The 13,167-nt window shown below is 72.4% G+C and carries 9 protein-coding genes and 2 pseudogenes; 6 read left to right on the top strand and 5 right to left on the bottom strand.

Annotated elements, in window-relative coordinates:
* The first annotated feature begins 140 nt into the window (after positions 1 to 140).
* The 3 genes from D1J63_RS21150 (at position 141) to D1J63_RS21140 (ending at position 7,160) form a co-directional block, all read left to right on the top strand.
* Positions 141 to 3,146 (top strand): D-alanyl-D-alanine carboxypeptidase, encoded by a 3,006-nt coding sequence (locus D1J63_RS21150; RefSeq protein WP_232249504.1) that lies wholly within the window; start codon positions 141 to 143, stop codon positions 3,144 to 3,146.
* Positions 3,147 to 3,388: 242 nt separating this feature from the next.
* Entirely contained in the window at positions 3,389 to 5,329 is a 1,941-nt protein-coding gene (locus tag D1J63_RS21145) for an MFS transporter (RefSeq protein ID WP_125630802.1), read from the top strand.
* Between the two features lie 247 nt (positions 5,330 to 5,576).
* A complete protein-coding gene (locus D1J63_RS21140; RefSeq protein ID WP_125630800.1) occupies positions 5,577 to 7,160 on the top strand; it encodes a sodium:solute symporter family protein in 1,584 nt (527 codons plus the stop codon).
* Positions 7,161 to 7,245: 85 nt separating this feature from the next.
* Here D1J63_RS21140 and D1J63_RS21135 read toward each other — a convergent pair whose 3' ends face one another.
* Positions 7,246 to 7,656 carry a VOC family protein gene (locus tag D1J63_RS21135; RefSeq protein ID WP_102931883.1) on the bottom strand — a complete coding sequence of 137 codons (411 nt, stop codon included), beginning with the start codon at positions 7,654 to 7,656 and terminating at the stop codon, positions 7,246 to 7,248.
* An 81-nt stretch (positions 7,657 to 7,737) separates the two neighbouring features.
* Positions 7,738 to 8,853, bottom strand: a complete 1,116-nt coding sequence (locus D1J63_RS21130) for an ADP-ribosylglycohydrolase family protein (protein WP_125630798.1) — start codon at positions 8,851 to 8,853, stop codon at positions 7,738 to 7,740.
* Between the two features lie 223 nt (positions 8,854 to 9,076).
* On the opposite strand from D1J63_RS21130, the gene D1J63_RS21125 reads away from it, so the two are divergent.
* Complete coding sequence (locus tag D1J63_RS21125) at positions 9,077 to 10,291, top strand: serine hydrolase domain-containing protein (RefSeq protein WP_125630796.1); 1,215 nt, start codon at positions 9,077 to 9,079, stop codon at positions 10,289 to 10,291.
* Between the two features lie 123 nt (positions 10,292 to 10,414).
* Here the strand turns inward: D1J63_RS21125 and D1J63_RS21120 are convergent, their stop codons facing one another.
* Positions 10,415 to 11,272 carry a helix-turn-helix domain-containing protein gene (locus D1J63_RS21120; RefSeq protein WP_164712910.1) on the bottom strand — a complete coding sequence of 286 codons (858 nt, stop codon included), beginning with the start codon at positions 11,270 to 11,272 and terminating at the stop codon, positions 10,415 to 10,417.
* Positions 11,273 to 11,497: 225 nt separating this feature from the next.
* Positions 11,498 to 11,929, bottom strand: a complete 432-nt coding sequence (locus D1J63_RS21115) for an ATP-binding protein (RefSeq protein ID WP_125635657.1) — start codon at positions 11,927 to 11,929, stop codon at positions 11,498 to 11,500.
* A gap of 116 nt (positions 11,930 to 12,045) precedes the next feature.
* On the opposite strand from D1J63_RS21115, the pseudogene D1J63_RS21110 reads away from it, so the two are divergent.
* Positions 12,046 to 12,234: pseudogene (locus D1J63_RS21110) on the top strand (helix-turn-helix transcriptional regulator); the annotation flags it as partial.
* A gap of 17 nt (positions 12,235 to 12,251) precedes the next feature.
* Positions 12,252 to 12,443: pseudogene (locus tag D1J63_RS21105) on the top strand (DUF397 domain-containing protein).
* Between the two features lie 4 nt (positions 12,444 to 12,447).
* Here the strand turns inward: D1J63_RS21105 and D1J63_RS21100 are convergent.
* Positions 12,448 to 13,161, bottom strand: a complete 714-nt coding sequence (locus D1J63_RS21100; protein WP_125630794.1) for a hypothetical protein — start codon at positions 13,159 to 13,161, stop codon at positions 12,448 to 12,450.
* Positions 13,162 to 13,167 lie beyond the last annotated feature (6 nt).

Here is a 13,167-nt window from a genome sequence, read left to right as displayed (position 1 = left end):
TCTGTCGAGGGTGCGTGACCGCTTCGTAGTGGAACCAGTAGGTATGTCGTTCTCGTCTTCCGCGTGGGTTCCACCCGTACACAGGACACTGGTAGATGGTTTCGGTACGGGTTCGGTAGCGCGCACAGGACGTGCGGCGCATGGAGGAGGCATCGGTGGCGGGCGAGTCCCCCGACAGGTCGAAGCAGCGCGAGTCGTCGGAAGAACCGACGTCGGGGAGCGCGGGTCCGGTTCCCGAAGCCAGGACCGGGTCGAGCGAGGCGCGTGATCCGCGGCTGGCGGTGACGCGGCCGGAAGCGAAGCGCTCCGCGGGGTCCGGTGGCGGCGTCGACACGGCGACCCGGGTGCTGTCGGTCCGCGACACGGACGCCTCCGGCGAGGACGCCGACGCCGCCGGGACGCCCGAGGCGTCGGGCGGCGCCGGGGCGCCCTCGGACCCGTCGGCCCCGACCGCCGCGCCGGAGCCGTCCGACGCCTCCGAGGACGACCGCGGGGAGGAGCCTGCCCCCGGGAGCGACGGCCGGCTCCGGGACGTCGTCGCGGCCTGGGTGGCCACGGCCGACGAGCGCGCCGCGGCCAACGCCCGGCTGGCGGACGGGCGGGACGCGGAAGACGCGGAGCAGGCTCCGCAGGGCGACGACGCGACCGACGCCGAGCAGGCCTCCCCGGCCGAGGGCGCCGAGGCCGGCCCGCGGCAGGAGACCGAGGGGCCTCGGGAGGCCTCCGTCGACACCGCCGACTCCGAGGCCGACGCGCCCCGGGGCAAGGACTCCGCCACGGACACGGCCTCCGGTTCGGACGCGACCGCCGGCCCGGACGCGTCCGCCGGCTCGGACTCCGACTCGGCTTCAGCCTCCGGCAAGGGCTCGGACTCGGCCTCCGGGCCGGGCTCGGCGGCGGGCTCCGGTTCCCGCTCCCATTCCCGCTCCGATTCGGACACGGTCTCCAGCACGGGCTCCGGCCCGGACTCGGCCTCCGGGCGGGGCTCGGTGACGGGCTCCGCATCGGACCGGGACGAGGCCGCCGCAACCGACTCGACCCCGGACTCGGCCTCCGGGCCGGGCTCGGCGGCGGGCTCCGGTTCCCGCTCCCATTCCCGCTCCGATTCGGACACGGTCTCCAGCACGGGCTCCGGCCCGGACTCGGCCTCCGGGTCGGGCTCGGTGGCGGGCTCCGCATCGGACCGGGACGAGAGGTCGGCCGCCGCAACCGACTCGGCCCCGGGCACGGACGCCGAAGCCGGCGCCGACCACGACTCGGGCTCCGACTCCGACGCCGACCTCGACTCCGACGCGACCCCGGCGCCCGACGCGCGGGCGGACGCGAACCCGAAGGCAACCACGGAACCGGAGTCGGAACCGGCCTCGACGCCTGACCGGGAACCGAAGGCCGACCGGGAACCGAAGGCGAACCAGGCACCGAAGGCCGACCAGGCGCCGAAGGCGGGTCTCACGCCCGGCACCGAGCCGCAGGCGGGGTCCGGTCGGGGCGGTGACGGGGGTGCCGAGGGCGGGGACAGCGCCCCGGCCGTCGATCAGCCCACCGCCGTGTTCAAGGCGCCGCGGAAGCCCGCCGTGGACCAGCCGACGACCATGCTGAAGCTGGGGGACGCCGCCTCCGCCGCCGAGAAGGCCGGGCGGAAGGGCGACGCCCCCGCGCGGTCCGAGAGCGACGCCGAGCGGACCAGCAAGTTCGTGGCGCTGCGGAATCCTGACGACCCGGCGAACCGCAAGCCCCCGCAGCCTCCGCGGGCCGCGCAGTCCGCGCAGACCTCCGAGGCGCCCAAGCCGCCGCAGGCGCCCCGTACCGGTGTCACCGCCGCCCGGCCGCACGTCGGGCCCGACCGGACCACGCAGCAGCCGCTGCCGCCCAAGCCGCCGCTGGACCTGCTGGCGGAGCTGACGAACACCCCGCCGCCCCCGGAGACCCCGCTGCGCACGACGGTGCGCCGGGTCAAGATCTGGACGCCGCTGGTCCTCCTGCTGGTGGTCATCCTCGGCGTCGTGCAGTCCATGCGCCCGCTGCCCGCGCCGACCCTCGACCTCACGGCGCAGGACAGCTTCACGTTCGAGGGCGGCAAGCCGCAGATCCCGTGGCCCGAGAGCGGTCAGGCCGCGCTCGACGTGCAGGGCATCGGCTCGTTCGGCTCGTCCGGTGACCAGAAGCCGGTGCCGATCGCGAGCGTGGCCAAGGTCATGACCGCGTACGTCATCCTGCGCGACCACCCGCTCAAGAGCGGCGCCGAGGGTCCGAAGATCAAGATCGACCAGGCGGCGGAGGACCAGTCGGACGCGGGCGACGAGTCCACCGTCAACGTCTACGCCGGTGACTCGATCTCCCAGCGCGAGGCCCTCCAGGCCGTCCTGATCGCGTCCGCGAACAACGTGGCGCGGCTGCTGGCCCGCTGGGACGCGGGCTCGGAGAAGGCGTTCGTGACGAAGATGAACGACGCCGCCAAGGACCTCGGCATGACCAACACGACGTACACCGACCCGTCCGGGCTGAACAACACGACGGTGAGCACGGCCGTGGACCAGGTGAAGCTGGCCAAGGCGGCGATGAAGTCGCCCGCCTTCCGCGAGGTCGCCGCGATGATGTCGTACAACGACTACAAGGGCGTCAACCACGGCAACTGGAACCATCTGGTCGGCCACAACGGCGTCGTCGGCATCAAGACCGGCACCACCACCTCCGCCCTCGGCAACCTCGTCTTCGCGGCGAAGAAGGAGGTCGGCGGGGAGACCCGGACCATCGTCGGGGCCGTGGTGCGCCAGCCGGACGTCGGCGGGGGCATCCTCGACGCCGCGCTGGACGCGAGCGACGAGCTGATCCGGGCCGCGCAGGACACCCTGCAGTCGTCGACGATCCTGAAGAAGGGGAGCGTCGTCGGGTACGTCGACGACGGCCTCGGCGGCCGTACGCCGGTGGTCGCCACGAAGGACGTCAAGGCCGTCGGCTGGGGCGGACTGACGGTGAAGCTGACCTTCGAGGCGGACGAGGTGCCGCACTCGGCGAAGGCCGGCACCAAGGTCGGCACCCTCACGGTCGGCGACGGCGGTACCAGCGGCGCGGTGAAGGTGCCGGTGGCCCTGGGCCATGACCTCGTCGAGCCCGGCTTCTCGGACAAGCTGACCCGCCTGGGCTGACCTCCGGCCCGCCCGGGCCGAAGCGACGCCCCACGCCCCCGCGGCCACCCGGCCGCGGGGGCGTTCGCGTGCCAGGAGGCCCGGAGAACCCAAACGAGGCCCCACGAGGCCCCGGGACGGTCCCGAAAGGGAGGAGGCAACTGTGCGGGGCCGCGTGCTAGCGTCACGAAACGGGGCAGTCGCCGGTCGTGGGAACGGGACACGGCCCAAAGAAGAAGACGGGACACGGGGAGTGCCTTCAGGTGGCCACTGCGGAGCCGACACGCGCCGACGACGCCGATCCGGGCCAGGGAGCCGGCCCGCGACCACGCGTACCCGAACCCCGCACCCACGGGGCCGACGGTGAGCCGCGGCCTTCCGAGGCCCGTCCTTCCGAGCCTCGTCCTTCCGGGTCCGGGCCTGCCGAGTCACGGCCTGCCCGGTCCGGACCCGTCGAGCCGAAGGCTCCGTCGGCCGTGAACACCGCCCTCCTGGCCCTGCGCGAGCGCATGCTGCGCCACCCCGTGCTGTCCGTGACCGCCCTGGCCGGGGTGCTCCACATAGTGTGGTTCTTCACGTTCGCGAACAGTGGCGGCGACCTCGCGGCACAGGACGCGTGGGCCGAGTTCGTCGGCCGGCACCCGGACTCCGCGTACAACCTCGCCTGGTACGGCGGCATGCACCCGGTGTCGTACAGCGTGATCTCGCCGTACCTGATGTCGGTGCTCGGCGTGCGGACGACCATGATGATCGCGGGGACGGTGTCGGCCGGGCTGCTGACGATGATCCTGATCCGCAGCCGGGTGGTCCGCAATCCGCTGTGGGCGTCGCTGGCGGGCCTGTTCGGGCTGCTGGCCAACGCGGTGTCGGGGCGGGTGACGTTCGGGCTCGGCATGATGTTCGGGCTCGGCGCGGTCGCCGCCGTCTTCTGCTGGCCCCACCGCTGGCGGCACGAGCGCTGGGCCAAGGGGCTGTGCGCGGCGCCGCTGGCCGCCCTGTCGACCATGGCCTCGCCGGTGTCGGGGCTGTTCGTGGGCCTCGTGGCGGTGGCGCTGTTCCTGCAGAAGCGCCGCCCGGGTGCGTGGTCGCTGGGTCTGGCGCCGAGCGCGGTCGTCGCGCTGTCGGCGGTGCTGTTCCCCTTCTCCGGCACGCAGCCGATGGGGTTCGGCTCGGCGGTACTGCCGCTCATCTACGCGGGCCTGGTGTACTGGTTCGTGCCGAGCACCTGGAAGACCGTGCGGATCACGTCGGCGGTCTACGGCCTGTCGGTGCTGCTGGTCTGGCTGATCAGCTCCCAGATCGGCTCCAACATCACGCGGCTCGCGATGCTCTTCGCCGGGGTCGCGCTGGTGGCGGCGCTGCCGTTCACGGTGCCGAAGTCGCGCAAGTGGTACGCGCTGGTGGTCTCGCTGGTCGGCTTCGTGGGCTGGATCGGCTTCAAGTCGGCCGACGACGCCATCCACACCCAGCCCGCCGCCTCCTGGGCGCGCGAGCTGGCGCCGCTCGTCAACGAGCTGCAGAAGGTGGGCGCGGAGCAGGGCCGGGTGGAGGCCGTGCCGGCCCGCTCCCACCGCGAGGCCTCGGCGCTCGCGCCGTACGTGAACCTGGCCCGCGGCTGGACCCGGCAGGCCGACATGGAGCGCAACCCGCTCTTCTACGACGACACGCTCAACTCGGCGAACTACCACGAGTGGCTGAAGCGCTGGGCGGTGCACTACGTGGTGCTGCCCAAGGGCGAACCGGACGGCGACGGCGGCAAGCGCGAGCGGGAGCTGCTGCAGCGGGGCCTGCCGTACCTGCAGCAGATCTGGGGCGACGCCAACTGGCAGCTGTTCAAGGTGACCGATCCGACGCCGCTCGCGGAGCCGCACGCGGTGGTCCGGCGGGCCGAGCAGGACGAGTGGGTCATCGACGTGCAGGAGCCCGGCCGCATCCTGGTCCGGATGCCGTACTCGCCGTGGCTGAGCCTCGTCGACGAGGAGGGCAACAAGCTGAAGCCGCCGCAGGAGACGGAGGCCTCCAAGAACGCCCCGGAGGGCACGCCGAAGACGTACGACAACGTCAACGGCTGTGTGACGGAGACCGAGGAGACCGCCGACGGCGACGTGTGGACGACGCTCGTCGCCCCGGAGGCGGGCACGTACCGGCTGGCGGCGCCGTACGGGCTGAAGCGGGGCACGCCGTGCCCCGACGAGCTGAAGTAGCCGGAGCGGCCGAGCGCGGCGGACCGGGCGGCCTCTTCGGGGGCCGCCCGTTCTCGTTCATGTAGGTGAACGCAGGTCAGCAAGCCGAACCTTTTTACTTCCTCTTGACCTTCCCCTTTCTTGTCGTGCCCGCGTCGACGCACCCACGATGAGCGGGCACTTCGCGGCCTGCCACGCCCCTACCCCGCTCAAGCGAAGTGCCAACCGGCTGAGCGGAGTTCACAAGGCGGACCCCGGAAGGGGGCACATGAACGGTCTCGACTGGTCCGTGCTCATCGGCTACTTCGCCGTCATGGTGGCGATCGGCGTGTGGTCGCACAAACGCGTGGACGACGTCAGCGACTTCTTCACGGCCGGCGGCAAGATGCCCTGGTGGCTGTCCGGCATCTCGCACCACATGTCGGGCTACAGCGCGGTGATGTTCACCGGCTACGCCGGCATCGCCTACACCTACGGCGTCACGTCCTTCGTGACGTGGTCGTTCCCCATCGCGCTCGGCGTCGCCATCGGCTCCAAGCTGTTCGCGCCGCGCATCAACCGGCTGCGCTCACGGCTGCACGTGGCCTCGCCGCTGGAGTACCTCAAGAACCGGTACAACCTGCCCACCCAGCAGGCGCTGGCCTGGTCCGGCATGCTGCTGAAGATCGTGGACGTGGCCGCGAAGTGGGCGGCCATCGCCACGCTCCTGTCGGTCTTCACCGGCATCTCCCTCAACCAGGGCATCCTGATCACCGGTGTCATCACGGGCATCTACTGCACGATCGGCGGCCTGTGGGCGGACGCGCTGACGGAGCTGGGCCAGTTCGTCATCCAGCTGCTGGCCGGTGTCTCGATGTTCGTGGCCGTGGTCCTCAAGCTCGGCGACCACGGCGGCTTCTTCGGCGTCTGGGACGAGCCCGCGCTCCAGGGCCACGGGAAACCGCTGGTCGGCCCGTACGGGACGGTGTTCCTGCTGGCCTTCCTCTTCATCAAGCTCTTCGAGTACAACGGCGGCATGCTCAACCAGGCCCAGCGCTACATGGCCACGCGCGACGCCCGCGAGGCGGCGCGCGGAGCACGGCTGTCGGCGGTGCTGTGGCTGGTGTGGCCGGTGGTGCTGTTCTTCCCGATGTGGATGTCGCCGCTGCTGGTGGAGTCGCAGAAGGCGGACGGTTCCGACTCCTACGCCCTGATGACCGAGCAGCTGCTGCCGCACGGGCTCCTCGGCCTGGTCATCGTCGGCTTCTTCTCGCACACCATGGCCATGTGCTCCTCGGACGCCAACGCCATCGCCGCGGTCTTCACCCGTGACGTGGCGCCGGTGCTGTCGAAGCGGGCCCGGGGCTGGGGGCAGCGGTCGGGTCTGCTGGCGGCCCGGCTGACGACGGTGATCTTCCTCGGTCTGTCGATGGCGGTGGCGACGCAGGTCGACTCGCCGACGTTCAAGGACATCATCACCGTGGTCATCAAGTGGGTCGCCGGTCTGATGGGCCCGATCGCGATCCCGATGATGCTCGGACTGCTGCGGCCCTTCCGCCGCTCGGGCCCGACGGCGGCGCTCACCAGCTGGGGCCTGGGCCTGGTCGCCTTCTGGCTGGTCAACTACCCGATCAACTGGAACGTGGACGGCGGGGTGCCGCTCGAGTACCAGGTCTCCGTCCCGCTGGCGGTCTCGCTGATCCTGTACGTCGTCGTCGGCTACCTGCGGCCGGAGGACACCCCGGAACGGCTCGCGATCATCGAGCGCGTCAACACGGACGGGGACGACGACGCCTCCGGCGCGGCGGCCGCGATCCCGACGCCCGCGGGCGGGGTGGACGACGCGGTGGGGCGCAGCCGGGTGGGCGACTGACCCGCCGCCCGGCAGGCGTACGACCGGTGTCCGGCCGGCGGCCACGGTGCGTGGGCGCCGGCCGGACACCCGGCCGCGTCCGCCGCTAACGCAGTTCCTGGATGCGGATCTGGTTGCCGGCCGGGTCCCGGAAGGCACAGTCCCGGATGCCGTACGGCTGCTCGGTCGGCTCCTGGACGATCTCGGCGTTCCCGGCGCGGACCTTCTCGAAGGTGCCGTCGAGGTCCTTGGTGGCCAGGAGCAGCCAGCCGTAGGTGCCCTTGGCCATCATCTCGGCGATGGTGCGGCGCTCGGTGTCGGTGACGCCGGGGTCCACGGCGGGCGGCGAGAGCAGCAGCGAGATGTCCGGCTGGCCGGCCGGCCCGACCGTGATCCAGCGCATCTTGCCGTTTCCGACGTCCTTGCGGACCTCGAAGCCGAGGACGTCCCGGTAGAAGGCGAGGGACGCGTCCGGGTCGTCGTGCGGGAGAACCGTGGTGTGAATGCTGATGTCCATGGCATGCACGCTAGCCGCGCCCCGCGGGGCGGCGCTTCTCGAAACGTGACCGTCCTCGCGCCTCCCGGGTGTCGCCAGGGCCTAGGCCCGGGGGTACCGCGTCAGCCAGGCGGGGGACGAGCTTGCCGGGCCGTGGAGGGCGGGGCCCTGGGTCATTTCCATGGCGAAGTCGTCGGCCAGTTCCAGGAGGGTCGGGCGGCCCTCCAGTTCCGCCACCCAGGCCGGGGGCAGGGCCGTCTCGCCGTGCAGGGCGCCGAGCAGGCCGCCGGTCAGGGCGCCGGTCGCGGCCGAGGGGCCGTCGTGGTTGACGGCGAGGCGCAGCCCGTGCCGTACGTCCTCGCCGACCAGGGCGCAGTACACGGCGGCGGCGACCAGGCCCTCCGCCGTCCCCGCGCCGATCAGCTCGGTCACCCGCGCCGGGGTCGGCAGCCCCTGCCGTACCGCGCCGAGGGCGTGCTGCAGGGCGGTCGCCACGGGCTCGTGCCCCGGCCGGGCGACGAGCAGCGCCAGGGCCCGCTGCACGGCGGCGTCCAGGCTCTCGCCGCGCGCCAGCCCGTGCACGACCACGGCGTAGGCGCCCGCGGCGAGGCAGCCGGTGGGGTGGCCGTGGGTCTGCGCCGCGCACTCCACGGCGAGCTGGGCGACCAGTTGCGGCTCCCAGCCGACCAGCAGCCCGAACGGCGCCGAGCGGGCGGCGGCCTCGGGGCCGCGCTCGTCGGGGTTCTTGGGCGCCTCGGGGGTGCCCATCGTCTCGTCGCCGAGGCCGAGCAGCAGCGCGCGCGGGGCGTCCCGGCGGACGTAGAGCCACTCCTCGTGGGCCAGCCAGCCGTCGTCCTTGCGCCGCAGGTCGGGACCCCAGTCGCGCTGGGTGGCGGCCCAGCGCCGGTAGGCCCGGTGCAGGTCGGTCGGCGGGTGCCAGGCGCCGGTGTCGCGCCGTACCTGGGCGCGGATCAGCCCGTCCACGGAGAACAGGGTGAGCTGGGTGAGGTGGGTGACGGCGCCGCGCCGGCCGTGGGCCGGGGCCAGGTCCGACAGCCCCTCGGCGCCGTGGGCCTCCCGGATCGCGGCGAGGGCGAGGGAGTCGACGGGCGCCCCGAAGGCGTCCCCGACGGCCACGCCGAGCAGCGTCCCGCGCACCCGGCTGCGGAAGTCCTGCTGCTCGGCCCGCCCCCAGACGGCGCCGGTCGTCCCGCCCACGTGGACCTCCCCTCGGCACTGTGCGTACGTACGACGCCCAGCACTGTATGCGAACGGACGCGGTCGGTTCAGGGCTCGGGCGGGCGGGTTCGGTGTGGAAACGCTCACGGCCGGGGGTGGTGGAAGGTACACCCCGTATCGGCCGCCTGGCCCCATCGAGCGGGCGGCCGGTTCGCGAAAGGCTCAAGGCGTTCCGAGAGCAGCCTTGTTGAGAGGAAGTCCCGTGTCCGTTCGTCTCCCCGCCGCCGCCCAGTCCAAGCCGAGGAAGCGGCGCGGGCGCGTGCTGTCGGTGGTCGCCGCGCTCGCCGTCCTGGGCGGCGGCCTCGCCGTGACCGGTTCCCTGGCCTACGGCGCCCCGGACCGCGCCGGTCACCGCGACGCCGTGCGCGAGGGTGCGAGGGACCTGGTGCGCGAGGACGGTTTCCCGGCCGCGCTGGCCGCGGTCCAGGGCCGTGACGGACGCGTCCGCGACTACACCGCCGGCACCGGCGACCTGGAGACCGGCGCCTCCGTGCCGGTCAACGGCCAGGTCAGGGCGGGCAGCAACACCAAGGCCCTCACCGCGGCGGTCGTGCTCCAGCTGGTCGGCGAGGGCAAGGTGAAGCTGGACGAGCCGATCGAGACGTATCTTCCGGGGCTGTTGCACGGCGACGGCATCGACGGCGGCCGGATCACCGTGCGGAACCTGCTCCAGCACACCAGCGGCCTGCCCGACTACGTCCAGACCCTGGGCCTGGACCCCTTCGAGGTCCGCGACACCTACTACAACCCGCGTGACCTGATCGACCTCGCCCTGAGCCGGAAGGCGGCGTTCGAGCCCGGCGCGAAGTGGCAGTACAGCAACACCAACTACGTCCTGGCAGGCCTGCTCGTCGAGAAGGTCACCGGCCGCCCCTTCGGCGAGGAGATCACCGACCGGATCATCCGCCCCCTCGGCCTGAAGGACACCTACTGGCCGAACGTCGGCGAGCGCGGCATCCGGGGCGCCCACCCCAAGGGCTACGCCGCCCCCGCCCCCGGCGCCCCGCTGGAGGACATCACCCGCCTCGACCCGTCCCAGGCCTGGGCCGCCGGACAGCTCGTCACCACCCCGCGCGACCTCAACCGCTTCTTCTCCGCGCTGCTCGGCGGCAAGGTCCTGAAGGCCGCCGAACTGAAGGAGATGCAGACCACGGTCCCGGTGACCGAGGGCGCCCCCGCGCCCGGCACCGGCTACGGCCTGGGACTCTTCCGCACCCCCCTGTCCTGCGGCGTCGAGCTGTGGGGTCACGGCGGCTCCATCCACGGCTACGAGACCTACGGCGGCGCCACCCGGGACGGCCGCGCGGCCACGGTGGCGACGACGGCGCTGTCCAGCGCGGTGGCCGCGGAGCCCGCCGACATGATGGCGGCACACCAGCATGTCTTCGACCTGGTGGACACGGCCGTCTGCGAGTGAACGCGGCCGCGCTCGTCCTGGTGACCAGGTGGGCCGAAAAGCGTGAGCACTTCGGCAGGTTTTGTCATTGAGCCGCTCGGCTGAGCACATGGATGACACTTCCCCGCCGAGTGCTCACGCTTTTTACGCAGCCACCTGCGCCGAGAGGGGGCTCTCGCGGCAGTCACGGCAGCGGCCCGGTCGCGAGGCACGGAAGGCCCGGTCGCAGCCGTCGCAGGTCTGGAGGGGGTCGGGACGGCGTAGGTCGGGGGCGGGGGTGCGGGACGCGGGCAGCGCCGGGGGAAGGTCTGAGGTGAGACGGCGTTCCAGGAAGGCCGCCGGGTGACGGATCGGCTCCTGGGGCAGCCCGGCCGTCAGCGTCCGTTCCACGGCGGTCGAGGGGACACCGCGCTCCAGCCAGGCCATGACGGCAGGGGCGAGGCGCCGGACGTCACGCTCGGTCAGGAGCAGGCGTGAGTCGTGCACCCGGAGACCGGCAAGCAACGCCGTCGCCACCGGATTCGCCGCCGGGTCCGCCGCCTGTTCCGTCACCGAGTCCACCCCCGGGGCATCCACCACCGGGCCGGGGACCGGGAAGGGCGGCTCGCCGGCGACCGGCCGGGCGGGCCACGCCGCCGTTGCGAAGGCGGCGCGGGGCTTGTTGCGGGAGACCGTCCGGGTCACGACTCGCCCCGATTGAAGACGCTCCTTGGTGCGTGCGAGGTAGCCGTACTCTTCCAACTCCCTCAGGGCGGCGGCGATCCGGATCTCCCCCTCGGGGAACTTGCCCGCCAGCGACTTGATCCCGACCGGAGATCCGGCGGGCAGCGACTGGATGTGGACCGCCAGTCCGATCGCCGTCAGAGACAGCTCGGGATGCTGGAGAAGGTGATTGCCGACCACGGTGAAGTGGTCGTGGTGGGGGTGGTTCTCGTGCTCGACGCCACGGGGGTGACGGCCGGACACCGGGCGCGGGGGCGCGCTAGGCTTCTGCTCAGTCATCAGGAAGGGTCCACTTCCTCGGTGATCAGGCCCTCGCAGTGGGATTGCCTTCCCGGCGGGGGCCGAATCATGTCGGGGTCTGCTGCGACTGACGCTGCACCATGAACCCCGCGCCACGCCACCCGAGTTGGCGATGTTCACTCCGGAGGGTGACCGACGGGGACGGCAGGGGCGGGTTCGGTTCTTTCCCCGGTTCTTTGGTCTTTGGCGTCGCGCCCGACCGGGTCACGTCCGGCCACGACCCGGTGCCAGTTCGGCCCAGACGGTCTTCGCGGGGGCCGGTCCCGTGTCGACGCCCCAACGGTCCGCGTACGCGGCCACGATGCGCAGTCCGCGTCCGCACTCCTCCTCGTCGGCGGCCGGGTCGGGGAGTCGCGGGACCCGGTCGCCCCGGGCGTCCGTGACCTCGATCCGGAGGGTGCCGCCGGGAAGCAGGCGCAGAGCCAGCCGGAAGTCCCGGCCAGGCACCCGGCCGTGCAGCACCGCGTTCGCCGCCAACTCGGCGACCACCTGTACCGCCTCCCCCGAGGGCACGCACCAGTCGTCGAGTTGACGCTCGGTGAGCAGGCGCGCGAGCCGGGCACCCCGCCGCGTAGCGGACAACTGGACTGCGAACTGAGGCGCGTTCGTGGTGCCGCGCAGGGCCATCTTCTCCATCACGTCACCCAGCGTGGCCGTCCGTCTCTACGCTGAACAGCAACGACCTCGGTACCGAGAGTGACTGTCCGGGTTCCCACCGTGGTCGTACGGTTCGTACGCCAGGAGGGGAAGTCATGGAGGACGAGGAGACCGCGGCCGTGCTCAGGACGGTCGGGCGGCAGATCAAGATGTGGCGCGAGGCCGCCGGGATGCGGCAGGCGGAGCTGGGCGCCGCCATCGGCTACGGCGAGGAGATGGTGTCGTCGGTCGAGCGAGGACGGCGCGTGCCCAAGCCGGACTTGTCACTGACCTTCATCGAGAAAGTCATGGGAGAAGAGACATGACCTCCGCCCTGGAGTGGTTCAAGAGCAGCTAGAGCAGCAACGACGGCCCTGAGTGCGTCGAGGTCGCCATAGCCCCCGTCGACACCACCGTCCACGTCCGCGACTCCAAGAACCCCGAGGCCGCCCGCCTCTCCTTCACCGACGCGTCCTGGACCTCGTTCCTGGCGTTCACCGGCAGGCAGGCGTAACGGCTCAGCGGCGGAGCGACTCGCGCCAGGCGTCGGCGAGCGCGTCGAGGTCTCTGCGCCGCTCGTTCCTCAGATCCCGCGCCTCGTCGGTCCTGGGGTCCAGTAGGTGGCCGAGGGGCCTGGCACGGCGCCGGAATCCGACGCTCTCCCACAGCGCCGTGATCTTCTCACCGGCCCGCCCGAACTCGGCCTCGCTCATGGGGCCGTCCGGGAACTCCGTGATGTGGGTGGCCGCGAGGACCGCGCTGCAGCCGTCGGCCAGGGTCCAGACGGCCTCGGCCGCGAGGACCGGCCCGAGACCGAAGCCCCGCCAGGCGGGGTCCAGCCGCATGTCGTGGAGGACGAGCAGGTCGCCGTCGCTGGACGTCATGGCGTCCCGAAACTCCTGGCGATAGCCGCCCCGGCCGAGGTCGTAGACGCCGAGGACCAGGTTGGACAGGCCGGTGTCGTAGGCCTCCGCGTCGGAGAACGGGAACGGGCTGAACCTCTCGTCCATCCGCAGGCGGAAGAGCCTCATCGAACCGATCTCGTGCTGGACGGTCTTCGCCGCCGCCCCCTTCGGCCGGTCGAGGTACCGGCTGGACCGGACGGACACGTCCCACTCGTCGAAGCCGTTCTCGTCCCCCTCCGAAGCGACGAAGTGCCACGTCCGGTACTCCAGGTTCAGCCGGCGTGGATCGCCCGGCAGTTGGTCGGCGGAACGCTTCGGAGAGATCACGTTCCG

It is taken from the genome of Streptomyces sp. KPB2 (genome assembly GCF_003950055.1).
GTDB lineage: Bacteria > Actinomycetota > Actinomycetes > Streptomycetales > Streptomycetaceae > Streptomyces > Streptomyces salinarius.
The sequence above is the reverse complement of the archived record's forward strand: the minus strand, read 5'-3'. Positions and strand labels throughout refer to the sequence as shown.